Raw genomic sequence first — 23,517 nt, 5'->3', positions numbered from 1 at the left:
CCTCTGAATATTTGAACCGTTAAACCGCGGCAGCGCCGCCGACGATTTCCGAGATCTCTTGGGTGATCGCAGCCTGACGCGCCTTGTTGTAGATCAGCTGCAAATCGCTGATCAAGTCACCGGCGTTGTCGGTAGCGTTCTTCATTGCGATCATCCGCGCCGCTTGTTCAGCTGCGTTGTTCTCGACCACCGCCTGGTAGACCTGCGACTCCACGTAGCGGACCATCAAGCCGTCAAGCAGCTCCTTGGCATCCGGTTCGTAGAGATAGTCCCAGTGGTGCTTGAGTTCTTGATCCGGGGTCGCCACCAGTGGAATCAACTGCTCCACGGTAGGCTGTTGCGTCATGGTGTTGATGAACTTGTTGGACACCACGCACAGGCGGTCAATACGGCCGTCCAGGTAGGCATCCAGCATCACCTTGACGCTGCCGATCAGATCATTGATCGACGGCTCTTCACCCAGGTGGCTGATAGCTGCAACGACGTTACCGCCGAAGTTGCGGAAGAAAGCCGCACCTTTGCTACCAATCACACACAGATCGATCTCGACGCCTTGTTCGCGGTTTACCGCCATGTCCTTGACCAAAGCCTTGAACAGGTTGGTGTTCAAGCCACCACACAGACCACGGTCACTGCTCACTACGACATAACCAACGCGCTTGATAGCACGGTCGATCATGAACGGGTGGCGATATTCCGGGTTGGCGTTGGCCAGATGACCAATAACCTGGCGGATGCGCTCCGCGTAAGGACGGCTAGCCGACATGCGCATTTGTGCCTTGCGCATTTTGCTGACCGCCACTTTTTCCATGGCGCTGGTAATTTTTTGCGTGCTTTTGATGCTCGCAATCTTACTGCGAATCTCTTTTGCGCCTGCCATGTAACACCTATCAGGTTAGCAAGCGGGAGCCTCTCGGCCCCCGCTGCGGCTTACCAGGTTTGGGTGGCCTTGAACTTTTCGATACCGGCTTTCAGGCCAGCGTCGATTTCGTCATTGAAGTCACCCTTCACGTTGATCTTCGCCATCAATTCGGCGTGATCGCGGTTGAAGTAAGCAATCATGGCCTGCTCGAAGCTACCGATTTTTGGAATCTCGATGTCTACCAGGAAGCCACGTTCAGCGGCATACAGGGACAACGACATGTCGGCAATGGACATCGGCGCATATTGCTTCTGCTTCATCAGCTCGGTAACGCGCTGACCGTGCTCAAGTTGCTTGCGAGTGGCTTCGTCCAGGTCAGAAGCGAACTGGGCGAATGCAGCCAGTTCACGGTACTGAGCCAGAGCGGTACGGATACCACCGGAAAGCTTCTTGATGATCTTGGTCTGAGCGGCACCACCCACACGGGATACCGAAACACCGGCGTTCACTGCAGGACGGATCCCGGAGTTGAACATGGCGGATTCCAGGAAGATCTGACCGTCGGTGATGGAAATCACGTTGGTCGGAACGAACGCGGAAACGTCGCCAGCCTGGGTTTCAATGATTGGCAGAGCGGTCAAGGAACCGGTCTTGCCAGTCACGGCACCGTTGGTGAACTTCTCTACGTACTCTTCCGAAACGCGGGATGCGCGCTCCAGCAGACGGGAGTGGAGATAGAACACGTCGCCTGGGTAGGCTTCACGGCCTGGTGGACGGCGCAGCAGCAGGGAAATCTGGCGGTAAGCCACTGCTTGCTTGGACAGATCGTCATAAACGATCAGCGCGTCTTCACCGCGGTCGCGGAAATATTCGCCCATGGTGCAACCGGAGTACGGTGCCAGGAATTGCAGTGCAGCCGATTCCGAAGCACTGGCAGCTACGACGATGGTGTTAGCCAAGGCGCCGTTTTCTTCCAGCTTGCGAACCACGTTGGCGATGGTCGATTGTTTCTGACCGATAGCCACGTAGACGCAGAAGATGCCGCTGTCTTTCTGGTTGATGATCGCGTCGATCGCCAGAGCGGTTTTACCGATCTGACGGTCACCGATGATCAGCTCACGCTGGCCACGGCCGACAGGGATCATGGCGTCAACAGCCTTGTAGCCAGTCTGTACAGGCTGGTCTACCGACTTACGCCAGATCACGCCCGGAGCAACTTTCTCGACCGCATCGGTCTCGGTGTTGTTCAGCGGACCTTTGCCGTCAACTGGGTTACCCAGTGCGTCGACTACGCGACCCAGCAGTTCCTTACCCACCGGAACTTCGAGGATGCGGCCAGTGCACTTGGCGCTCATGCCTTCAGCCAGAGTCTGGTAAGAGCCCAATACAACGGCACCTACAGAGTCTTGCTCCAGGTTGAGGGCCATACCGTAGACGCCGCCCGGAAACTCGATCATCTCGCCGTACATGACGTCGGCCAGACCGTGAATCCGCACGATGCCGTCAGATACGCTGACGACAGTGCCTTCGTTACGGGCTTGGGAGGTCACATCGAGCTTTTCGATGCGGCCCTTGATAATTTCACTTATTTCGGAAGGATTGAGTTGCTGCATTGCTCTGCTGCCCCTTCAAACTCAAGATTTCAATGCTTCGGCAAGGTTCGCGAGTTTGCCGCGAATCGAGCCATCGATTACCAGGTCGCCGGCGCGGATGATGACACCACCAATAAGGGTGGCATCCTCCGCAGCGTGCAGTCGCACTTCCCGGCCGAGCCGTGCACTGAGAACCTTGGCGAGTTTGTCTTGCTGTTCTTGGTTCAATGCAAAAGCACTGGTGACATCCACATCTACCGATTTCTCTTGTTCGGCCTTGTACAGGTCAAACAGAGCGGCGATCTCCGGCAACAGCGGGAGACGGTCGTTTTCAGCAATGACGTGGATGAAATTCTGTGCCTTGGCATCGAACTTGTCGCCACACACGTCAATAAACGTGGTGGCCTTGTTTGCGCTCGTCAGTCGCGGGGCCTTGAGCACGCGCTGCATGGTGTCGTCTTGCGACACTGCTGCAGCCAGGCCGAGCATGGCTGACCAAGAGGCCAGTTGCTGGTGGGCCTGGGCGTGCTCGAAGGCTGCCTTAGCGTAAGGTCGGGCCAACGTGGTCAGTTCTGCCATGATCGCCCTCGCTTAAATTTCAGCAGCCAGTTTGTTAACCAGCTCCGCGTGCGCGTTTTGATCGATTGTGGCACCCAGGATCTTCTCGGCGCCGCCAACGGCCAGAGCACCCAGTTGGGCACGCAGCGCATCTTTGACACTGTTCAGTTCCTGCTCGATCTCGGCCTGAGCCTGCACCTTCACACGTTCAGCGTCGACACGGGCTTTATCAACAGCCTCTTCGACGATCTGATTACCGCGTTTCTTGGCTTGCTCAATGATTTCGGCTGCCTGAGCTTTTGCTTCGCGCAGTTGTTGACCCGCTTTATCTTGGGCCAATTCCAGGTCGCGAGCTGCTCGGGCGGCAGCGTCCAGTCCATCCGCGATCTTCTTCTGACGTTCGTGCAAAGCCGCGATGACCGGAGGCCACACGAACTTCATGCAAAACAGTACAAAAATGAAGAACGCAACGGACTGGCCAATCAGGGTTGCATTAATGTTCACGCCAACACCTCGCTCGTTCGTTGTCCATCAGACTTGCTCAACTCGAAAATCCGAGTGATTAGTGAGCGAGTTGACCAACGAAAGGGTTCGCGAAGGTGAAGAACAGAGCGATACCAACGCCGATCATGGTTACGGCGTCGAGCAGACCGGCAACGATGAACATTTTGACTTGCAGCATTGGAACCATTTCTGGCTGACGCGCTGCGCCTTCCAGGAACTTGCCGCCCAACAGGCCGAAACCAATTGCGGTACCCAGTGCGCCCAGGCCGATCAACAGTGCAACAGCGATAGCGGTTAGACCAACTACAGTTTCCATCTTTCCTCCCGACTTTTACGTCGTATGGTTTAGGTTTTTTAGATTTTAAAGCGGTAAAACAAATCGTTTCATAGCCCTGTTCGGGCACCCTCCCGTTTGACCGAGAGGGACATCAGACTAGTCGAGACTGGTCTTAATGGTTCTCTTCGTGCGCCATCGACAGGTAGATGATGGTCAGAATCATGAAGATGAACGCTTGCAGGGTGATGATCAGGATGTGGAATACAGCCCACGCCCATTGCAGCACAATGCCCAGACCGCCAAGCCAGAGCAGGCCGCTGCCGAACATCACGGCGATCAGGATAAACACCAGTTCACCCGCGTACATGTTGCCGAACAGACGCAGTGCCAGCGAGATTGGCTTGGCAATCAGCGTCACGAACTCCAGCAGGAAGTTCACCGGAATCAGCAGGGCTTGAAGGAAAATGTTCTTGCTGCCGAACGGGTGCAGGGTCAGTTCGCCGATGAAGCCGCCGATGCCCTTGATCTTGATGCTGTAGAAAATGATCAGCGCGAACACCGATAAGGCCATGGCCAGCGTTGCGTTCGGGTCGGTGGTCGATACGGCACGGAACGGGATCTCGTGGTTACCGGAAATGGCCGCGGCCAGTTGCGGGATCCAGTCGACCGGTACCAGGTCGATGGCGTTCATCATGAACACCCAGACGAAAACCGTCAGCGCCAGTGGAGCAACTACCGGGCTACGGCCGTGGAAGCTGTCCTTCACGGCGCTATCGACGAATTCAACCATCACTTCAACGAAGTTCTGCAAAGCACCCGGCACACCGGAAGTCGCCTTCTTCGCCGCCATGCGGAAAAGAAGAACGAAGATCAGACCCAACGCAACAGACCAGCCGAGGGTATCGACGTGGAATGCCCAGAAGCCCATTGCCTTGGCTTCTGCTGCGGTGTGGGCAAAGCCCCAGCCGCCGGTAGGTAACTGACCGAAGGTCAGGTTCTGCAAGTGGTGCTGGATATAGCCCGAAGCGGATTCTGCTGCCATGGTTGCCTCAAACGCCCTAAGGTCTCGAAAGTCTTGTTTTCATCAGCAGGGGTGCGAACCAGCTGACCAGTTGGGTCAGCACGAAGACGCCGAATACAGCTAGCGGCGCCAATGGCTTCACACCTGCGAACGTCAATGCAAAGAGCACTGCCGTCAAAATCAGTTTGCCCGCCTCGCCGGCATAAAAAGACCGGACGATGGCTTGAGCTGCTCGGGCGCCGGAAAACCGAAATGCCCTGTAAGCGAAATAAACATTGGGCAGCAAGGCTATCAGGCCTCCGCAAAGTCCTGAATATCCGGCTACGACTCCATGCCAGTACCAGAGCGCCAAAGCAGCCAGTACCAAAACGACAAATTGAGCCAGTAACACCGGAAATACCGCCAGGCGATGGAACGGCAAGCGGTTTGGCGTGCGGCTTTCCATCGTTATTGCTCCCCAATGATCGGCGGCCAGAACTCAATAACCTGGCATAATTTGTGCCGACAAAATGCGCGCAGAGTATAGGGGCGGTTCAGCCCCTATTCAACTGTCAGGTAGTGATTTCGAACTCCGCGCTACATGAGGAAATGTTTCAGCGGATATGTGCGAGGACGCCTTGAAGCTCATCGAGGGAGTTGTAACCAATCACCAACTGCCCTTTGCCCTTCTTCCCGTGGCGAATCTGCACCGCAGAGCCTAGGCGCTCTGCCAGGCGCTGTTCGAGACGAGCGATATCCGGGTCAGGTTTTGAGGGTTCGACAGGCTCCGGCTTACCACTCAACCACTGGCGAACCAGCGCCTCAGTCTGGCGCACGGTGAGGCCTCGTGCGACAACATGTCGCGCCCCCTCGACCTGTTGATTTTCCGGCAAACCGAGCAAAGCACGGGCATGCCCCATTTCCAGGTCGCCGTGGGACAGCATGGTCTTGATGACTTCCGGCAATGCAATCAGGCGCAACAAGTTGGCGATGGTCACGCGGGATTTTCCCACAGCATCGGCGACTTGCTGCTGAGTCAGCTGGAATTCCTGCTGCAAACGCTGCAGGGCGACCGCTTCCTCGATCGGATTGAGGTCTTCACGCTGGATATTCTCGATCAGCGCCATGGCGATCGCGGTTTCATCCGGCACATCGCGCACCATCGCCGGGATGGTTTCCTGGCCAGCCTGCTGGCTGGCGCGCCAGCGGCGTTCGCCGGCAATGATTTCAAAACGGCCAGCACCGATCGGGCGAACCACGATCGGCTGCATCACGCCTTGAGCCTTGATCGACTGCGCCAGTTCTTCCAGCGCCTGTGGGTCCATGTCCCGACGCGGTTGGTACTTGCCGCGCTGGATCAGGTCCAGCGGCAGGTGTTGCAGCTCACGCTGATCGGCCTGCACCGCTTGTTCTTCGAGCAAGCTGACAGTCGGACCACTCAGCAGTGCATCCAGTCCACGTCCGAGACCTCGTTTCTTGACGGCCATGGGGATTCCTTAAGTTGCCTGAGCAGCGGCAATGCGTGAATTTTTGCGTTGACGACGAACCATCTCGCCCGCCAGGGCCAGATAGGCCAGTGCGCCACGGGATTGTTTGTCATAGGCCAACGCCGGCATGCCATAACTTGGCGCTTCGGCCAGACGGATGTTGCGCGGAATCACAGTGTCATACAGCTGTTCACCGAAATGTTCCTTGAGCTGCGCCGACACATCGTTCATCAAACTCAGGCGCGGGTCATACATGGTCCGCAGCAGGCCTTCGATTTTCAGGTTCGGGTTCAGCAACTCGGCGATGCGCTTGATGTTATCCACAAGGTCGCTCAACCCTTCGAGCGCGAAGTACTCGCACTGCATGGGGATAATCACCCCGTCGGAGGCAACCAGCGCATTAAGCGTGAGCATCGACAGCGACGGTGGGCAGTCGATCAAAATGTAATCGTAGTTCTCACGGATCGGTGCCAAAGCGCTGCGCAGACGGCTTTCCTTCATCTGCATTTCCAGCAGAACGACTTCAGCCGCGGTCAGATCGCGGTTAGCTGGTAGCAACTGGTAACCACCGTGTTCGGAAAAGTGCATGGCCTGGGCCAGATCGCATTCGCCGATCAACAGGTCGTAGACCGAATTTTCCAGACCGTGTTTATCCACACCGCTACCCATGGTGGCGTTGCCTTGTGGATCAAGATCGATCAACAACACCCGGCGCTTGGTCGCGACCAGGGATGCTGCGAGGTTGATGCAGGTGGTGGTCTTGCCCACACCACCTTTTTGGTTCGCTATCGCGAATACCTTAGCCATTCTTGCTTGTGTTCCCAATCATGCCGTGCGGCGCAGTATCAGCAGATGGCGTTGGCCTTGGCAACCGGGTACGGCCAAGGCGTGTTCGCTATCGAGGTGGAAGTCTGCCGGCAATGCTACCAGCTCATCCGCGGGATGAACGCCCTTCATTGCCAGCCAACGTGTATCGCTATCACCCAAGTGGCGGGTCCAGTTGCTGAAGTTCTCCATGCTGCTGAATGCCCGGGAAATGATCCCGTTGAATGGCAGTTCAGGCGTGAAAGCTTCGACGCGACTGTGGATAACTTGCAGGTTATCCAGTTTGAGTTCGAGTTTGACCTGAGTCAGGAAGCGGGTTTTCTTGCCGTTGCTGTCCAGGCACGTCACTTGCGACTCGGGAAACAGGATCGCCAGTGGAATACCCGGCATGCCGCCGCCGCTGCCAACATCCAGCCAGCGGCCGTTTTCGATGAAGGACATCACGCTCAAGCTGTCGAGCAGGTGCCGTGAAACCATTTCGTCCGGATCACGCACGGCGGTGAGGTTGTAAGCCTTGTTCCATTTGATCAACAGGGCCAGATAACCCAGCAGCTGCGCATGCTGGGTTTCTGTAAGGTTGACGCCGAGCTGGCGAGCACCTGTGGATAACTCTTCGGCGTGTTGTGAGGTGACCAACGAACTCAAGCGCTTTGCTCCAACTGACGGCCCGCGCCGCGTTTTTTCAAATGAATCATCAACAGCGAAATCGCTGCCGGGGTCACGCCCGGAATACGCGAAGCCTGGCCCAGGGTCTCTGGACGGGTCGCGCCGAGCTTGCTCTGAATCTCTTTGGAGAGACCGGAGATGTTCGTGTAATCGATATCCACAGGCAATTTGGTGTCTTCACTGGCCCGTAGGCGAGCGATTTCATCTTGCTGGCGATCGATATAACCGGCGTACTTGGTCTTGATTTCGACCTGTTCGGCGACCTGTGGATCTTCTGCACCGGCGCCTGTCACCGAGATCAGAGCAGCGTAGTCGATTTCCGGACGGGTCAGCAGGTTCAACAAGTTGTATTCGTGAGTCAGCGGTGTGCCGAATTTTTCGGCGATCGCATCGCCCTGTTCAGTACCGGGGCGAACCCAGGTGCTTTTCAGGCGTTGCTCTTCCACTTCGATGCTTTCGCGTTTTTTGCAGAAAGCCGCCCAGCGCACGTCATCCACCAGACCCAGCTCGCGACCTTTTTCGGTCAAACGCAGGTCGGCGTTGTCTTCGCGCAGGATCAAACGGTATTCGGCGCGGGACGTGAACATCCGATACGGTTCCTGGGTACCCAGGGTAATCAGGTCGTCGACCAATACGCCGATGTACGCTTCGTCGCGACGCGGGCACCAGCTGTCTTTGCCCTGGGCACGCAATGCTGCGTTGGCCCCGGCCAGCAAACCTTGGGCGCCGGCTTCTTCGTAACCGGTGGTGCCGTTGATTTGTCCAGCGAAGAACAGACCGCCGATGACTTTGGTTTCCAGGCTGTACTTCAGGTCACGCGGATCGAAGTAGTCGTACTCGATGGCGTAGCCCGGACGAACGATATGGGCGTTTTCCATGCCGCGAATCGATTGCACGATCTGCAATTGCACGTCGAACGGCAAGGAGGTGGATATCCCGTTCGGGTACAGCTCATGGGTGGTCAAACCTTCCGGCTCGATGAAGACCTGATGGCTTTCCTTGTCGGCAAAGCGGTGGATCTTGTCTTCGATCGACGGGCAATAACGCGGGCCGATGCCTTCGATCACCCCGGAATACATCGGCGAACGGTCGAGGTTCGCGGCGATGATCTCGTGAGTACGGGCATTGGTGTGAGTAATCCAGCAGCTGACTTGCGCTGGATGCTGTTCTTTGGAACCCATGAACGACATCACCGGAATCGGCGTATCACCGGGTTGCTCGGTCATGACCGAGAAATCCACAGTGCGGCCATCGATACGCGGCGGCGTGCCGGTTTTCAGGCGACCCACGCGCAATGGCAGTTCACGCAGACGATGGGCCAGGGCGATCGACGGTGGATCGCCGGCACGACCGCCGGAATAGTTCTGCATGCCGATGTGGATAAGTCCACCGAGGAAGGTGCCCGTGGTCAACACCACGGAATCTGCGAAAAACCGCAGGCCCATTTGGGTGACAACACCACGCACTTGTTCCTGTTCGACGATCAGGTCGTCGGCCGCCTGTTGAAATATCCACAGGTTCGGCTGGTTCTCAAGAATCTCGCGCACAGCGGCCTTGTATAGAACGCGGTCGGCCTGGGCGCGAGTAGCGCGCACGGCTGGGCCTTTGCGGCTGTTCAAGACGCGAAACTGAATACCGCCTTTATCGGTAGCCATGGCCATCGCGCCGCCAAGGGCATCGATTTCCTTGACCAGATGGCTCTTGCCGATCCCGCCAATCGCGGGGTTGCAGCTCATTGCTCCGAGGGTTTCCACGTTATGCGTCAGCAACAGGGTTTTTGCCCCCATACGTGCTGATGCAAGTGCTGCCTCGGTACCGGCATGACCGCCGCCGATGACGATCACTTCAAAACGGGAAGGGAAATCCACCACGCACCTCGTGCCTGCTTCAGTTGGGTAATCAGGAATAGTTTGAGTTCAGGTTTTTGGACCTGGTCGACAAGTATAGGGACTTCACCCTTCCTAAAGAACCCTTTGCACAAAATTTAACCAGCTGTGGAGAAGTCGGGATAATAGAAATTAAAAAGAGAGAAATTTATTAAATCTTTGTTTTTATGTTTATTTCTACTGAGCTACCTTTCTGTGGATAGATTCATACAGCCCTTTGTTTTCAATATGTACAGAGATTCAAAACCCTGTGGTCATGTGCCAATGAGGCCCTTGGATAACCGGTGTAAGCCTGTGGATGAATGGGGTTGTTATCCACAGAGGTGGTTTTCCTCAGTTTTAAGGCCCTGTTATCAACTGTGCTCAGTGGCAGTTATTCACAGGGCTTAATCCACAGAAAAGCGCTGATCGAGGCAAATTGCGCCCATGGGGAAACCACCTGTGCGATGGATACGCATGGCAACGGAAGAAGAAAAAGGGATTTGATGCGATGCTCACCCTCGTAGGAGCTGCCGAAGGCTGCGATCTTTTAGCGGTTCATGCGCCTATGAAGCTCAAACGCACAGGGCAAAACATCAAAAGATCGCAGGCTACGCCAGCTCCTACGTGAAGGAATGGGCTATTTACCGATACAGAAGCTGGAAAAGATCCTGCCCAACAGGTCGTCGGAGCTGAATTCGCCGGTAATTTCACCCAGGGACTGCTGCGCCTGACGCAAATCTTCAGCCAGCAGCTCTCCGGCACCGGCCAGGGTCAGCTGCGCGCGACCATGTTCGAGCGAGGCACTGGCATGATGCAGGGCTTCCAGATGACGCCGGCGGGCGCTGAAGCTGCTTTCCGAGGTCTGCTCATAGCCCATGCAGGCCTTGAGATGGTCGCGCAGCAGCTCCAGCCCCTCGCCGGCCGACCTGGCACTCAAGCTGATGGTCACATGACCATCTTCACTGACTTCCAGGGCTATAGCTTCACCGGTCAGGTCAGCCTTGTTGCGGATCAAGGTTACTTTGGCCGGATCCGGCCGCTGCTCGAGGAATTCAGGCCACAAGGCAAAAGGATCAAGTGCCTCTGGCGCGGTGGCATCGACCACCAGCAACACCCGATCGGCCTCGCTGATGGCCTTCAATGCCCGTTCCACACCGATTTTCTCAACCTGGTCTTCTGTGTCGCGCAAGCCAGCGGTGTCGACCACATGCAGTGGCATACCGTCGATGTGGATATGTTCGCGCAGGATGTCTCGGGTAGTGCCGGCGATTTCGGTAACAATCGCCGCTTCACGGCCGGCCAATGCGTTCAGCAGACTGGATTTACCGGCATTCGGACGACCGGCGATCACCACGGTCATGCCATCACGCAGCAATGCGCCCTGCCCAGCCTCACGCAACACCGTGGATAATTCATTGCGCACAGCGTCGAGCATCTTCAGTACGTGGCCATCGGCAAGGAAGTCGATTTCCTCTTCAGGGAAGTCAATTGCCGCTTCAACGTAGATCCGCAACGCAATCAGTTGCTCGGTGAGGTTGTGCACACGCTGTGAAAACGCGCCCTGCAACGAACGCAAAGCATTACGAGCAGCTTGTGCAGAACTCGCTTCGATCAAGTCGGCGATGGCTTCGGCCTGGGCCAGGTCGAGTTTGTCGTTGAGGAATGCGCGCTCGCTGAATTCACCCGGCCGGGCCAGACGGCAACCCAATTGCAGGCAGCGCTGCAGCAACATATCCAGAACGATTGGACCACCGTGGCCCTGGAGTTCCAGCACATCTTCACCGGTGAACGAGTTCGGTCCCGGGAAATACAGGGCGATGCCTTCGTCCAGCACCTCTTCGTGTTCACTGAGAAACGGGCCGTAATGGGCAAACCGCGGTTTCAGTTCGCGACCACTGATGGCTTTGGCCGCCACGCTTGCCAGTGGCCCGGAAATACGGACGATACCGACACCGCCACGGCCTTGAGCGGTGGCGACGGCGGCGATGGTTTCACGAGGAGCGCTCATGATTCGATATCCAGATAAAAATGGCAGATAGCAAAACGCCCCACTAGGGGGCGTTTTGAGTGGTTATCCACAGGGTAAGTTATGCGGCGGCTTTTTTGGTAGCCGCTTCAATCTTACGAGTGATGTACCACTGTTGGGTGATGGACAGGCAGTTGTTCACAACCCAATACAGCACCAGACCCGCCGGGAACCACAGGAAGAAGAAGGTGAAGATGATTGGCATCAGCTTCATCACCTTGGCCTGCATCGGATCCGGAGGAGTCGGGTTCAGCTGCTGCTGGATGAACATGGTTGCGCCCATGATGATCGGCAGAATGAAGAACGGATCTTTGATCGATAGGTCGGTAATCCACAGCATGAACGGCGCCTGGCGCATTTCCACGCTTTCCAGGAGTACCCAGTACAGCGAAAGGAAAACCGGCATCTGCACGACGATTGGCAAGCAACCACCCAGCGGATTGATCTTCTCTTTCTTGTACAGCTCCATCATGGATTGCGACATTTTCTGCCGGTCATCGCCATGTTGCTCTTTCAGCGCAGCCAGTTTCGGCGCCACTGCACGCATGCGCGCCATGGATTTGTAGCTGGCAGCCGACAGCGGGAAGAAGATCCCTTTGATCAGCATGGTCAGGAAGATGATCGACCAGCCCCAGTTACCGACGATCGCGTGGATGTGTTGCAGCAGCCAGAAGATCGGCTGGGCAATGAACCACAGAATGCCGTAGTCGACCGTCAGTTCCAGACCTGGGGACAACTCTTTCAGTATCGCCTGGCTTTTTGGACCGGCGTACAACGTAGCGCTGGTTTCAGCCTTGGCGCCTGGCGCAACGGACAATACCGGGCCAGTAAAACCGATGATGTAGTTGCCTTGGCTGTCTTTGCGAGTCTGCACCACATTGCTGTCGTTCTTGGCTGGAATCCAGGCAGTCACGAAGTAGTGTTGCAGCCAGGCGACCCAGCCACCGTTTACGGTTTCTTTCAGCGAAGCCTTGTCGATATCTTTCATCGACACTTTTTTGTACGGCTCTGCACTTGTCCACAGGGCAGCGCCCAGGTAAGTCGCAGTACCGGTGGCTGTCGTGGAAGAAGGATCGGCACTTGCATCGCGCTTGAGCTGGGCAAACAGGTTGCCAGTCCAGGCCTTGTCGCTGGTGTTGTCGATCAGATAAGTGACTTTCAGATCGTACAGACCGCGAGTAAAGCTGAAGCGCTTGATGTAATTGACGCCAGCATCGCTGAATTTCAGGTCAACGTTGAGCTGGTTCTGGCCATCAGCCAGTTGATAAGTCTTCTGTTCGGTCGAGTAAACCGGACGACCGGTAGGACGGGCATCCGGACCGTTGGTACCGGTCAGTCCGCTTTGGGCCAGATAAGTACGTTCGCCGCCGTTATCAAACAGCTGGAACGGAATTTCCGGGTGGTCCTGACGACGTGGATACAGCGGCAGCATCAGCTGGGCGATATCACCACCTTGAGGATCGATAGCCAGTTCGAGCACATCCGTTTTGACGTGGATGAGATCTTTGTTGGCCACTACCGGAGTTGCGGTAGGGGTGCTGGTATCGGTATTCGCGCTGGGTACATCGGCACTGGCGGCAGCATTGTTACCAAGTGGCGTGTCCGGAATAGCCGGGGCAGCCTGATTGGTAGCAACATTCTGAGTCGGCAAGGCAGCCTGACCATAGTCCTGGTTCCATTTCAGAACCATAACGTAGGACACGATTGCCAGGGCGACGATCAGGATCGTGCGTTTAATATCCATGATTACTCGGCCATCGAAGAAGAACGGGAGGTAGGGATAGATGGAACCGGGTCATAACCACCGGGATTCCACGGATGACAGCGACCTAAACGACGAAAGGTCAGCCAGCCACCGCGCAGAAGGCCATGATTTTCAATGGCTTCATACGCGTAGCAGGAACAACTGGGGTAGAAACGACAGTGGCTGGCCATCAGAGGACTAATGGCATAGCGATAAAACTGGATCGGAACGAGTGCCAGTTTACGCATCAGTGCTGTCTACCCCTACAGTTTCGGCTTTGACTGCTGGTACCGGCGTGCTGCGTGCCAGACGCTTCCAGAGTTTGCCGAAATGCTGAATCAATTCGGGGTTTTCTACATCGCCCAAACCTTTGCGCGCGACGATAACGATATCCCAGCCAGCCAGAGAATCCTGGTTGAGGCGAAAGGATTCGCGCATCAGACGTTTGAGGCGATTGCGCTCAACGGAGAGCTTCACACTTTTTTTCCCGATAACCAGCCCTAGACGGGGGTGATCGAGATCGTTGGTGCGTGCAAGGAGCAGGAGATTTTTCCCCGGAACCTTGCCGGTAGGGGAGTCAAAGACTGCCTTGAAATGCCGGGGGGTAAGCAAACGCTTTTCCCGACTGAAGTCCTGACTCACCTCCAGTACCGGATTATCAAACTGCCAGACGCGCACGACCTTTGGCGCGACGACGCGACAGGACGGCACGGCCGTTCTTGGTAGCCATGCGAGCACGGAAACCGTGAGTACGAGCGCGTTTGATAGTGCTTGGTTGGAAAGTACGTTTCATGTCGTGTTACCTGGTTCGTCCACAACGGGCCGGAATGGCCCCCGTTTTAAGAGACCGGGGATTCTAGAGAAAGCAAGCCTCTAGGTCAATTTCCAACCAACGTTTCCTTTAAATGGATATCCAGGAGGTTCGTCCTTGAACGGTGGACAGCTAGATATAAAAATAAAGAAGGGAATTATTTAAAGCTTTTCTGTAAAGCTTATAAAAGCTAGGCACGCGATCCTCTGTGGATAACTACCTTAAGGCCTTCTACTACGGGCTGTACAGAGAATGACAACTACCGTGGAAAACGGTGTTCAGCCTGTGCTGCGCTGTCGGATAAGCTGTGTGTGGAATGGCTGGTTATCCACAGGCTGGTTATCCACCGAGTTTGCCCCCCACTTGTGCAACGACCTTAAGGGGGCTTATCCACAGAGCTTATGCACAGACCATTGGTCGTCTTTTTTCCGTATAAAGCGTTGATTCTTCGACACCCGTGAGCAACCTACGTGTGGATAAGTCGGCGTCTGGTCGCTACAATGGCCGCTTGTTTTTGCCTCACCGGCTTTCAACTTAGGGGATATCCGTGTCAGTGGAACTTTGGCAGCAGTGCGTGGAGCTTTTGCGCGATGAGCTGCCTGCCCAACAATTCAACACTTGGATCCGTCCACTACAGGTCGAAGCCGAAGGCGACGAGTTGCGTGTTTACGCACCGAATCGTTTTGTTCTCGACTGGGTCAACGAAAAATACCTGAGCCGCGTGCTTGAGCTGCTGGATGAGCACGGCAACGGTATGGCGCCCGCGCTTTCCTTATTAATAGGCAGCAAACGCAGTTCAGCACCTCGTGCTGCGCCGAATGCGCCGTTGGCTGCAGCGGCGTCTCAAGCCCAGGCCGCTGCCGCACCGGCACCGGTCAGCGCATCTGCGCCTGTCGCGCCGACCAAGCGTGCAACGCAGAAAGTCGCCGAGGTCAGTGAAGAGCCGTCTCGCGACAGCTTCGACCCAATGGCTGGCGCCAGTTCGCAACAGGCTCCGGTCCGTGCGGAACAACGCACGGTGCAGGTCGAAGGCGCGCTCAAGCACACCAGTTACCTGAACCGCACCTTTACCTTCGAGAACTTCGTCGAAGGTAAATCCAACCAGCTGGCCCGTGCGGCAGCCTGGCAGGTCGCGGACAATCCCAAGCACGGTTACAACCCGCTGTTCCTGTATGGCGGCGTTGGCTTGGGTAAAACCCACTTGATGCACGCTGTGGGTAACCACCTATTAAAGAAGAACCCGAATGCCAAGGTCGTGTACCTGCATTCCGAGCGCTTCGTGGCCGACATGGTCAAGGCCTTGCAGCTGAACGCGATCAACGAGTTCAAGCGCTTCTACCGTTCGGTCGATGCGCTGCTTATCGATGACATTCAGTTCTTCGCCCGCAAGGAACGTTCCCAGGAAGAATTCTTTCACACGTTCAACGCCCTGCTTGAAGGTGGCCAGCAGGTCATCCTCACCAGTGACCGTTATCCGAAAGAAATCGAAGGCCTTGAAGAGCGCTTGAAGTCGCGCTTCGGCTGGGGCTTGACGGTCGCCGTCGAGCCGCCGGAACTGGAAACCCGCGTCGCGATTCTGATGAAGAAGGCCGACCAGGCTAAAGTTGACCTGCCGCACGATGCTGCGTTCTTCATTGCCCAGCGTATTCGTTCCAACGTCCGTGAACTTGAAGGCGCGCTCAAGCGCGTGATCGCCCACTCGCACTTCATGGGCCGCGATATCACCATCGAGTTGATTCGCGAATCCTTGAAGGACCTGTTGGCGCTTCAGGACAAACTGGTCTCTGTGGATAACATTCAGCGCACCGTCGCCGAGTACTACAAGATCAAGATTTCGGATCTGCTGTCCAAGCGCCGTTCGCGTTCGGTCGCACGTCCACGGCAAGTGGCCATGGCTCTGTCCAAGGAATTGACCAACCACAGCCTGCCGGAAATCGGCGATGTGTTTGGCGGCCGCGACCACACCACTGTTTTGCACGCATGCCGCAAGATCAACGAACTTAAGGAATCCGACGCGGACATCCGCGAGGACTACAAGAACCTGCTGCGTACACTGACTACTTGATGAACACCAGCGCAGCTTATTAAGGCAAGGGACTAGACCATGCATTTCACCATTCAACGCGAAGCCCTGTTGAAACCCCTGCAACTGGTCGCAGGCGTCGTCGAGCGCCGACAGACCTTGCCGGTGCTTTCCAACGTGCTGCTGGTTGTCGAAGGCCAGCAGTTGTCGCTGACCGGTACCGACCTGGAAGTCGAGCTGGTCGGTCGTGTGCAACTCGAAGAGCCGGCCGAGCCGGGAGAAATCACTGTCCCGGCGCGTAAGCTGATGGATATCTGCAAGAGCCTGCCGAACGACGCGCTGATCGACATCAAGGTCGATGAGCAGAAGCTCGTCGTGAAAGCCGGCCGTAGCCGCTTCACCCTGTCGACATTGCCTGCTAACGACTTCCCGACGGTGGAAGAAGGCCCGGGCTCGCTGACGTGCAGTCTGGAACAGAGCAAACTACGTCGCTTGATCGAACGCACCAGCTTTGCCATGGCTCAGCAGGACGTTCGTTACTACCTCAACGGCATGTTGCTGGAAGTCTCGGCCGGCATCATCCGCGCCGTGGCCACCGACGGTCACCGTCTGGCCATGTGCTCAATGCAGGCTGACATCGGCCAGCCGGATCGCCACCAGGTGATCGTTCCACGTAAAGGTATTCTGGAACTGGCGCGTTTGCTGACCGAGCCGGACGGCAATGTCAGCATCGTTTTGGGTCAGCACCATATCCGCGCCACCACCGGCGAGTTCACCTTTACCTCGAAACTGGTCGACGGCAAATTCCCCGACTACGAGCGCGTTCTGCCGAAAGGCGGCGACAAGCTGGTACTGGGAGATCGTCAGGCACTGCGTGAAGCGTTTAGCCGTACCGCGATTCTGTCCAACGAAAAGTACCGCGGCATTCGTCTGCAACTGGCTAACGGTCAGCTGAAGATTCAGGCGAACAACCCGGAACAGGAAGAGGCGGAAGAAGAAGTGGGCGTTGAATACAATGGTGGCTCTCTGGAAATCGGCTTCAACGTGAGCTATCTGCTCGACGTGCTGGGCGTGATGACCACTGAGCAAGTGCGTTTGATCTTGTCTGACTCCAACAGCAGTGCGCTGGTGCAAGAGTCCGACAACGACGACTCGGCTTACGTTGTCATGCCGATGCGCCTGTAAACATGCTTAGCAGACGCTAGATGTCCCTCAGTCGTGTCTCGGTCACCGCGGTGCGCAATCTGCACCCGGTGACCTTCTCCCCCTCCCCCCGCATCAACATCCTGTACGGCGCCAACGGCAGCGGCAAAACCAGTGTTCTGGAAGCCATCCATCTGCTGGGGCTCGCCCGTTCGTTTCGTAGCACCCGCCTATTACCGGTCATCCAGTATGAGCAATTAGCGTGCACGGTGTTTGGTCAGGTTGAATTGGCCGAGGGTGGGCACAGCGCTTTGGGGATTTCCCGGGACCGCCAAGGGGAATTTCAGATTCGCATCGACGGGCAGAACGCCCGCAGTGCTGCGCAACTGGCAGAAATCCTGCCGCTGCAATTGATCAACCCCGACAGCTTCCGCCTGTTGGAAGGCGCGCCGAAAATTCGCCGGCAGTTTCTGGATTGGGGTGTGTTCCACGTGGAACCGCGTTTTATGTCCACGTGGCAGCGCTTGCAGAAGGCCCTGCGCCAGAGAAACTCTTGGCTGCGGCATGGTACACTTGACGCCGTTTCGCAAGCGGTTTGGGACAGAGAATTGTGCCAGGCCAGCGCTGAAATTGATGAATACCGCCGCGCTTATATCAAAGCCTTGAAACCAGTCTTTGAACAGACCTTGAGCGAACTCGTCGAACTCGAGGGCTTGACGCTTAGCTATTACCGGGGGTGGGACAAAGAGCGAGAGCTGAGTGCAGTGCTCGCCGCGTCCGTTCACCGGGATCAGCAAATGGGGCATACCCAGGCCGGACCACAACGCGCTGATTTGCGTCTTAGATTGGGCGCACACAATGCCGCGGACATCTTGTCCCGTGGTCAGCAGAAGTTGGTGGTCTGTGCATTGCGGATTGCCCAAGGGCATTTGGTCAGCCAGGCCCGGCGCGGCCAATGTATTTATCTGGTGGATGACTTGCCGTCCGAGCTGGATGAGCAGCACCGCCGTGCGCTTTGCCGTTTGCTGGAAGACTTACGCTGCCAGGTGTTTATCACCTGTGTAGATCACGAATTATTGAGGGAAGGCTGGCAGACGGAAACGCCAGTCGCCCTGTTCCACGTGGAACAGGGCCGTATCACCCAGACCCACGACCATCGGGAGTGAAGGCATGAGCGAAGAAAATACGTACGACTCAACGAGCATTAAAGTGCTGAAAGGCCTGGATGCCGTACGCAAACGTCCCGGTATGTACATTGGTGACACCGACGATGGCAGCGGTCTGCACCACATGGTGTTCGAGGTGGTCGATAACTCGATCGACGAAGCTTTGGCCGGCCATTGCGACGACATCAGCATCATCATCCACCCGGACGAATCCATCACCGTGCGCGACAACGGTCGTGGCATTCCGGTAGACGTGCATAAAGAAGAAGGCGTCTCGGCAGCCGAGGTCATCATGACCGTGCTGCACGCCGGCGGTAAATTCGATGACAACTCCTACAAAGTATCCGGCGGTCTGCACGGTGTAGGTGTGTCGGTTGTAAACGCTCTGTCTGAAGAACTGGTCCTGACCGTTCGCCGCAGCGGCAAGATCTGGGAACAGACTTACATCCACGGTGTTCCGAAAGAGCCGATGAAAATCGTTGGCGAGAGCGGAACCACCGGTACCCAGATTCACTTCAAGCCGTCCGACTTGACCTTCAAGAACATCCACTTCAGCTGGGACATCCTGGCCAAGCGGATTCGTGAACTGTCCTTCCTCAACTCCGGTGTTGGCATCGTCCTCAAGGACGAGCGCAGCGGCAAGGAAGAGCTGTTCAAGTACGAAGGCGGCCTGCGTGCGTTCGTTGAATACCTGAACACCAACAAGACTCCGGTCAACCAGGTGTTCCACTTCAACGTCCAGCGTGAAGACGGCATCGGCGTGGAAATCGCCCTGCAGTGGAACGACAGCTTCAACGAGAACCTGTTGTGCTTCACCAACAACATTCCTCAGCGCGATGGCGGCACTCACCTGGTGGGTTTCCGTTCGGCACTGACGCGTAACCTGAACACCTACATCGAAGCGGAAGGCCTGGCGAAGAAGCACAAAGTCGCCACCACCGGTGACGATGCCCGTGAAGGCCTGACCGCGATCATTTCGGTCAAGGTACCGGATCCGAAGTTCAGCTCCCAGACTAAAGACAAGCTGGTTTCTTCCGAAGTGAAGACCGCGGTCGAACAGGAAATGGGCAAGTACTTTTCCGACTTCCTGCTGGAAAACCCGAACGAAGCCAAGCTGGTTGTCGGCAAGATGATCGACGCGGCCCGTGCTCGTGAAGCGGCGCGTAAAGCCCGTGAGATGACCCGTCGTAAAGGCGCGCTGGATATCGCCGGCTTGCCGGGCAAACTGGCGGACTGCCAGGAAAAAGACCCTGCCCTGTCCGAACTGTACCTCGTGGAAGGTGACTCTGCTGGCGGCTCCGCCAAGCAGGGACGTAACCGCAAGACCCAGGCGATTCTGCCCCTCAAGGGCAAGATCCTGAACGTCGAGAAGGCGCGTTTCGACAAGATGATCTCTTCGCAAGAAGTGGGCACCTTGATCACTGCGTTGGGCTGCGGCATCGGTCGCGACGAGTACAATATCGACAAGCTGCGTTATCACAACATCATCATCATGACCGATGCTGACGTCGACGGTTCGCACATCCGTACCCTGCTGCTGACCTTCTTCTTCCGTCAGCTGCCGGAGCTGATCGAACGTGGTTACATCTACATCGCTCAGCCGCCGTTGTACAAAGTGAAGAAAGGCAAGCAAGAGCAATACATCAAAGACGACGACGCCATGGAAGAGTACATGACGCAGTCGGCCCTGGAAGATGCGAGCCTGCACCTGAACGAGGAAGCACCGGGTATTTCCGGCGAAGCCCTTGAGCGTCTGGTGAATGACTTCCGTCTGGTGATGAAGACCCTCAAGCGTCTGTCGCGCCTGTACCCACAGGAACTGACCGAGCACTTCATCTACCTGCCAGCGGTGAGCATGGATCAACTGTCCGATCACGCAGCGATGCAGGATTGGTTGGCCCAGTACGAAGTTCGCCTGCGCACTGTCGAGAAGTCTGGCCTGGTCTATAAGGCCAGCCTGCGTGAAGACCGTGAACGTAACGTCTGGCTGCCAGAAGTCGAACTGATCTCCCACGGCCTGTCGAACTACATCACCTTCAACCGCGACTTCTTCGGCAGCAACGATTACAAGACTGTTGTCTCCCTGGGCGCTCAATTGAGCACCTTGCTGGACGACGGCGCGTACATCCAGCGCGGCGAGCGCAAGAAGCCAGTCACCGAGTTCAAGGAAGCCCTTGAATGGCTGATGGCTGAAAGCACCAAGCGTCACACCATCCAGCGATACAAAGGTCTGGGCGAGATGAACCCGGATCAGCTGTGGGAAACCACCATGGACCCAAGCCAGCGCCGGATGCTCAAAGTGACCATCGAAGACGCCATTGGCGCGGACCAGATCTTCAACACCCTGATGGGTGATGCGGTCGAACCTCGCCGTGACTTCATCGAAAGTAACGCCCTGGCAGTGTCCAACCTGGACTTCTGATCCGGTGTCGGTTCTCAGAATGAATGAGAACGCTCACAAATAAACGACTCAAGCTTGTCAGCTCAACTGACTGAAAAAGCCAACGTTTAAAAACGTTGGCTTTTTTTTATCTTGAACAGCGTGGCGAAGTTGACCCGCGAGTGATACAGCGCGGTGGCGAATTCGTCGAGAAACATGAACAGCGCGGCCCAGATGGAAATCTGCACGAAGTTACTGAACAACATCAGTAACATCACCATCGACAACAATAGGATATTCAGCAGCGGTTACAGGACAACGATGATGAAAAGCCCCATCTTCGTCAGGAGTAACCGGCCTGGGTGACATGAAGGAAACATGGGCCCGTCAGATCTTCGGCTGGTCGTCCGGCACAGCGCCTTGCGGCTGATCCTGCACCCACTGCCAGAACAGCTGATAACCGACCGCAAGCACCACCGGGCCGATGAACAGACCGATAATGCCGCTGGTGACCATGCCCCCCAGTGCACCGATCAGCACCACGGGCATCGGCACATCGACACCGCGTCCCAGCAACAGTGGCTTGAGTACGTTATCGGCAAGGCCAGCAACGAAAATATAGAGAGAGAACACGATGGCTGTCGTGCTGGCACCTTCGGTGGCGAAAACAAAGACGATCACCGGAATGGTAATCAGCATGGCCGGTAACTGCATGATGCCGAGCAGCAGCACCGCCAGTGCGAGCAGACCTGCGCCGGGGATCCCCTTGACCACGAAGCCGACGCCAATCAGCAACATCTGGATGAAGGCGATACCGACCACACCCAGCGCTACCGCACGGATGGTGGCGGTGCACAGTTCGGTGATTTTCGGCCCCTTGAGCGGACCGCTGAGGCGCGAAGCGATCTGCACAGCGCTACGGCCACCGCTTTCACCATAAGCCATGAAAATGCCGGCGATGATCAGGGCGAAGATGAATATCAGGAGACCCATGCCGAGGCCGGCGAGCTTGCCCAGCAGGGTGAGACTGACATTTTTGAGCTGCGGTGCGAGCTTCTGCGCTAGACCGCTCAGGTCGGTGGCGGCTTGCAGCCAGAAGCCATACACAGGCTTACCCACCAGTGGCCAGCTGGCTACCGATTCGGCCGGCGGCGGAATATGGAAACTGCCGCTCTTGACCATGGCCAGGGCATCCTGCACCGAGTCGGCCATCGAGGTGCCCAACAGATAGATTGGCGCCATGAGGATGCCGATGGCAATCAGCACGATCAGTGTCGCGGTGCGCCCCTCGTTGTTCCCCAGCATGCCCTTGAGCCTGTCTTGTAGTGGGTAGAGGGTGATTGCCAGGATCAACGACCAGAGCATCAGGTCGAGGAACGGGTGGAAGATCTGGAAGCAGAAAATCACCAGAACGGCGATCAGCCCGGCGCGAATCAATACATCCAGCAGGCCACGGGACAACGCCTTTTCAGAAGTGGGTGTGGGCACCATTGATTGCCTCCCAGCAGATCGCTGCAAAGGTATGAGATCGGTAAGCCCAGCATAGACGCTCAATGGAGGGTCGTAGGCAACTACGGTTTGTCCACACGCGACTCCTCCCGACCGCCGATGAATGTGTCCCTGTGTTTGCAGGTGAGCAGCACCATCTATTTTGTGACTCTACATCCGGTGTGATCTGCAGTAATTAAAAAGGCCAACGCTCAGCGTTGGCCTTTTTAATTGTTCACAAAATACGGCTGAAGATGTTATTCGCTCGCCGCCGTGACGCTTTCCAGTCGATACCCATACCCGTAGATCGTCAGCAACTGCCAACCCCGATCGGCCGTCAGCCCCAGCTTGTTGCGCAAGCGGTAGATGTGGGTATCCAGTGGCCGTGAAGACACCATCTCTTCATGGGTCCAGAAACGTTCGTAGAGATATTCCCGTGATAGCGGCCGACCCAGGTTGGCAAACAGGCAGCGGGCCAGACGGTATTCCCGTTCCGTCAGGCTGATCGTTTTGCCGGCGCGGGTCACCGTCAGTTCGGCGTCGTCGAAGTTCAGATCGTTGAAACTCAGCACTTCGCTGGCCGCACTGCGCTGCAATCCATGTCTACGCACTACGGCGCTGACGCGGGCCTTGAGCTCATTGGGACGGAACGGCTTGCTGACGTAATCATCGGCGCCGGCGTTCAACGCCTGGACGATGTCACTTTCGGCATCGCGGCTGGTGAGCATGATGGCGGCGGGAGGCGCTTCCATGTGTTCGCGGGTCCAGCGCAAGAGCGATAGACCACTGAGATCAGGTAGCTGCCAGTCGAGTATCAACAGGTCGAAGGTTTCGCGTCGCAGCTGGCGGAGCAGATCTTCACCACGCTCGAAGCTGTGCAAGGTCCACGCTTGCTCTCCGGTTCCGGGAATCTGTCGCAGTGTCTGTTCCACCCGGCGTAGCTCGGCGGGTTCGTCATCCAGTATTGCGACACGCATGCGGGGCGTTTCCTTCAGCTCGTAGGGTGCGATGGGTAAAAAATCCTATGTGCCGAGTTTAGGCTGATTGTCTGAATCTGAACAATTATGGTGATTTTCTTCAGATTCCTTGTGTCTGGT

Annotated in this window: 23 protein-coding genes; 4 read left to right on the top strand and 19 right to left on the bottom strand. The window is 56.4% G+C overall.

The window, feature by feature from the left end; all coding sequences use genetic code 11:
• Positions 1-19: 19 nt before the first annotated feature.
• The 16 genes from atpG to rpmH form a co-directional block, all read right to left on the bottom strand.
• A complete protein-coding gene (atpG, locus tag AC1RPZ_RS03830; RefSeq protein WP_019694392.1) occupies positions 20-880 on the bottom strand; it encodes a F0F1 ATP synthase subunit gamma in 861 nt (286 codons plus the stop codon).
• 50 nt (positions 881-930) lie between these two features.
• Positions 931-2,475 carry a F0F1 ATP synthase subunit alpha gene (gene atpA, locus AC1RPZ_RS03825; protein ID WP_054594853.1) on the bottom strand — a complete coding sequence of 515 codons (1,545 nt, stop codon included), beginning with the start codon at positions 2,473-2,475 and terminating at the stop codon, positions 931-933.
• Between the two features lie 21 nt (positions 2,476-2,496).
• Positions 2,497-3,033 (bottom strand): F0F1 ATP synthase subunit delta, encoded by a 537-nt coding sequence (locus AC1RPZ_RS03820; RefSeq protein ID WP_493135043.1) that lies wholly within the window; start codon positions 3,031-3,033, stop codon positions 2,497-2,499.
• Between the two features lie 12 nt (positions 3,034-3,045).
• Complete coding sequence (locus AC1RPZ_RS03815; RefSeq protein ID WP_019694394.1) at positions 3,046-3,516, bottom strand: F0F1 ATP synthase subunit B; 471 nt, start codon at positions 3,514-3,516, stop codon at positions 3,046-3,048.
• A gap of 58 nt (positions 3,517-3,574) precedes the next feature.
• On the bottom strand, positions 3,575-3,832 hold the full coding sequence (gene atpE / locus AC1RPZ_RS03810) for a F0F1 ATP synthase subunit C (RefSeq protein ID WP_019694395.1): 258 nt from the start codon (positions 3,830-3,832) through the stop codon (positions 3,575-3,577).
• Between the two features lie 133 nt (positions 3,833-3,965).
• Complete coding sequence (atpB, locus tag AC1RPZ_RS03805; protein ID WP_493135041.1) at positions 3,966-4,835, bottom strand: F0F1 ATP synthase subunit A; 870 nt, start codon at positions 4,833-4,835, stop codon at positions 3,966-3,968.
• Positions 4,836-4,851: 16 nt separating this feature from the next.
• Positions 4,852-5,259, bottom strand: a complete 408-nt coding sequence (locus tag AC1RPZ_RS03800) for a F0F1 ATP synthase subunit I (RefSeq protein WP_493135039.1) — start codon at positions 5,257-5,259, stop codon at positions 4,852-4,854.
• A gap of 148 nt (positions 5,260-5,407) precedes the next feature.
• Positions 5,408-6,280, bottom strand: a complete 873-nt coding sequence (locus AC1RPZ_RS03795; RefSeq protein ID WP_493135037.1) for a ParB/RepB/Spo0J family partition protein — start codon at positions 6,278-6,280, stop codon at positions 5,408-5,410.
• 9 nt (positions 6,281-6,289) lie between these two features.
• A complete protein-coding gene (locus AC1RPZ_RS03790) occupies positions 6,290-7,087 on the bottom strand; it encodes a ParA family protein (protein WP_019694399.1) in 798 nt (265 codons plus the stop codon).
• 18 nt (positions 7,088-7,105) lie between these two features.
• Positions 7,106-7,750: a 16S rRNA (guanine(527)-N(7))-methyltransferase RsmG gene (gene rsmG, locus AC1RPZ_RS03785; RefSeq protein WP_123584336.1), complete on the bottom strand. Its 645-nt coding sequence runs from the start codon at positions 7,748-7,750 to the stop codon at positions 7,106-7,108.
• Entirely contained in the window at positions 7,747-9,639 is a 1,893-nt protein-coding gene (mnmG, locus tag AC1RPZ_RS03780; protein WP_493135033.1) for a tRNA uridine-5-carboxymethylaminomethyl(34) synthesis enzyme MnmG, read from the bottom strand. The genes rsmG and mnmG overlap by 4 nt, the downstream gene beginning before the upstream one ends.
• A gap of 637 nt (positions 9,640-10,276) precedes the next feature.
• Positions 10,277-11,647, bottom strand: coding sequence for a tRNA uridine-5-carboxymethylaminomethyl(34) synthesis GTPase MnmE (mnmE, locus tag AC1RPZ_RS03775; protein ID WP_493135031.1), 1,371 nt, complete (start codon positions 11,645-11,647; stop codon positions 10,277-10,279).
• A gap of 79 nt (positions 11,648-11,726) precedes the next feature.
• The gene (yidC, locus tag AC1RPZ_RS03770) at positions 11,727-13,409 is read right to left on the bottom strand and encodes a membrane protein insertase YidC (protein WP_493135029.1); all 1,683 of its coding nucleotides are present in this window, start codon (positions 13,407-13,409) and stop codon (positions 11,727-11,729) included.
• Positions 13,410-13,411: 2 nt separating this feature from the next.
• A complete protein-coding gene (yidD, locus tag AC1RPZ_RS03765) occupies positions 13,412-13,657 on the bottom strand; it encodes a membrane protein insertion efficiency factor YidD (protein ID WP_052966011.1) in 246 nt (81 codons plus the stop codon).
• Positions 13,650-14,051: a ribonuclease P protein component gene (gene rnpA, locus AC1RPZ_RS03760; RefSeq protein WP_493135686.1), complete on the bottom strand. Its 402-nt coding sequence runs from the start codon at positions 14,049-14,051 to the stop codon at positions 13,650-13,652. Before rnpA ends, yidD begins: the two co-directional genes overlap by 8 nt.
• 16 nt (positions 14,052-14,067) lie before the next feature.
• The gene (rpmH, locus tag AC1RPZ_RS03755) at positions 14,068-14,202 is read right to left on the bottom strand and encodes a 50S ribosomal protein L34 (protein WP_003213577.1); all 135 of its coding nucleotides are present in this window, start codon (positions 14,200-14,202) and stop codon (positions 14,068-14,070) included.
• A gap of 565 nt (positions 14,203-14,767) precedes the next feature.
• Here rpmH and dnaA point away from each other — a divergent pair.
• Genes dnaA through gyrB form a run of 4 tightly spaced genes read left to right on the top strand, consistent with a single transcriptional unit; the run spans position 14,768 to position 20,974 of the window.
• Entirely contained in the window at positions 14,768-16,285 is a 1,518-nt protein-coding gene (gene dnaA, locus AC1RPZ_RS03750) for a chromosomal replication initiator protein DnaA (RefSeq protein WP_493135027.1), read from the top strand.
• A 39-nt stretch (positions 16,286-16,324) separates the two neighbouring features.
• Positions 16,325-17,428, top strand: coding sequence for a DNA polymerase III subunit beta (dnaN, locus tag AC1RPZ_RS03745; protein ID WP_044460382.1), 1,104 nt, complete (start codon positions 16,325-16,327; stop codon positions 17,426-17,428).
• A gap of 20 nt (positions 17,429-17,448) precedes the next feature.
• Complete coding sequence (gene recF / locus AC1RPZ_RS03740) at positions 17,449-18,552, top strand: DNA replication/repair protein RecF (RefSeq protein WP_019694407.1); 1,104 nt, start codon at positions 17,449-17,451, stop codon at positions 18,550-18,552.
• 4 nt (positions 18,553-18,556) lie between these two features.
• Complete coding sequence (gyrB, locus tag AC1RPZ_RS03735) at positions 18,557-20,974, top strand: DNA topoisomerase (ATP-hydrolyzing) subunit B (RefSeq protein WP_493135025.1); 2,418 nt, start codon at positions 18,557-18,559, stop codon at positions 20,972-20,974.
• Positions 20,975-21,060: 86 nt separating this feature from the next.
• Here the strand turns inward: gyrB and AC1RPZ_RS03730 are convergent, their stop codons facing one another.
• The 3 genes from AC1RPZ_RS03730 to AC1RPZ_RS03720 form a co-directional block, all read right to left on the bottom strand.
• Positions 21,061-21,198, bottom strand: a complete 138-nt coding sequence (locus tag AC1RPZ_RS03730; RefSeq protein WP_493135022.1) for a hypothetical protein — start codon at positions 21,196-21,198, stop codon at positions 21,061-21,063.
• Positions 21,199-21,319: 121 nt separating this feature from the next.
• Positions 21,320-22,423, bottom strand: a complete 1,104-nt coding sequence (locus AC1RPZ_RS03725; RefSeq protein ID WP_493135020.1) for an AI-2E family transporter — start codon at positions 22,421-22,423, stop codon at positions 21,320-21,322.
• A gap of 254 nt (positions 22,424-22,677) precedes the next feature.
• Positions 22,678-23,397, bottom strand: coding sequence for a response regulator transcription factor (locus AC1RPZ_RS03720; protein ID WP_493135018.1), 720 nt, complete (start codon positions 23,395-23,397; stop codon positions 22,678-22,680).
• Positions 23,398-23,517 lie beyond the last annotated feature (120 nt).

This window comes from Pseudomonas sp. GW822-FHT02D10 (assembly GCF_058802345.1).
Note: the sequence above shows the minus strand (reverse complement) of the source record. Positions and strands in the feature narration are given on the sequence as shown.

Excerpts from the sequence above, each read along its gene's own strand:
- dnaN (WP_044460382.1), top strand. The coding sequence starts at position 16,325 with ATGCATTTCACCATTCAACGCGAAGCCCTGTTGAAACCCCTGCAACTG.
- AC1RPZ_RS03790 (WP_019694399.1), bottom strand. The coding sequence starts at position 7,087 with ATGGCTAAGGTATTCGCGATAGCGAACCAAAAAGGTGGTGTGGGCAAG.
- mnmE (WP_493135031.1), bottom strand. The coding sequence starts at position 11,647 with ATGAGCGCTCCTCGTGAAACCATCGCCGCCGTCGCCACCGCTCAAGGC.
- yidC (WP_493135029.1), bottom strand. The coding sequence starts at position 13,409 with ATGGATATTAAACGCACGATCCTGATCGTCGCCCTGGCAATCGTGTCC.
- atpB (WP_493135041.1), bottom strand. The coding sequence starts at position 4,835 with ATGGCAGCAGAATCCGCTTCGGGCTATATCCAGCACCACTTGCAGAAC.
- recF (WP_019694407.1), top strand. The coding sequence starts at position 17,449 with ATGTCCCTCAGTCGTGTCTCGGTCACCGCGGTGCGCAATCTGCACCCG.
- yidD (WP_052966011.1), bottom strand. The coding sequence starts at position 13,657 with ATGCGTAAACTGGCACTCGTTCCGATCCAGTTTTATCGCTATGCCATT.
- AC1RPZ_RS03820 (WP_493135043.1), bottom strand. The coding sequence starts at position 3,033 with ATGGCAGAACTGACCACGTTGGCCCGACCTTACGCTAAGGCAGCCTTC.
- gyrB (WP_493135025.1), top strand. The coding sequence starts at position 18,557 with ATGAGCGAAGAAAATACGTACGACTCAACGAGCATTAAAGTGCTGAAA.
- AC1RPZ_RS03725 (WP_493135020.1), bottom strand. The coding sequence starts at position 22,423 with ATGGTGCCCACACCCACTTCTGAAAAGGCGTTGTCCCGTGGCCTGCTG.
- AC1RPZ_RS03720 (WP_493135018.1), bottom strand. The coding sequence starts at position 23,397 with ATGCGTGTCGCAATACTGGATGACGAACCCGCCGAGCTACGCCGGGTG.
- atpA (WP_054594853.1), bottom strand. The coding sequence starts at position 2,475 with ATGCAGCAACTCAATCCTTCCGAAATAAGTGAAATTATCAAGGGCCGC.
- atpG (WP_019694392.1), bottom strand. The coding sequence starts at position 880 with ATGGCAGGCGCAAAAGAGATTCGCAGTAAGATTGCGAGCATCAAAAGC.
- AC1RPZ_RS03795 (WP_493135037.1), bottom strand. The coding sequence starts at position 6,280 with ATGGCCGTCAAGAAACGAGGTCTCGGACGTGGACTGGATGCACTGCTG.
- AC1RPZ_RS03730 (WP_493135022.1), bottom strand. The coding sequence starts at position 21,198 with ATGTTGTTCAGTAACTTCGTGCAGATTTCCATCTGGGCCGCGCTGTTC.
- rpmH (WP_003213577.1), bottom strand. The coding sequence starts at position 14,202 with ATGAAACGTACTTTCCAACCAAGCACTATCAAACGCGCTCGTACTCAC.
- AC1RPZ_RS03800 (WP_493135039.1), bottom strand. The coding sequence starts at position 5,259 with ATGGAAAGCCGCACGCCAAACCGCTTGCCGTTCCATCGCCTGGCGGTA.
- atpE (WP_019694395.1), bottom strand. The coding sequence starts at position 3,832 with ATGGAAACTGTAGTTGGTCTAACCGCTATCGCTGTTGCACTGTTGATC.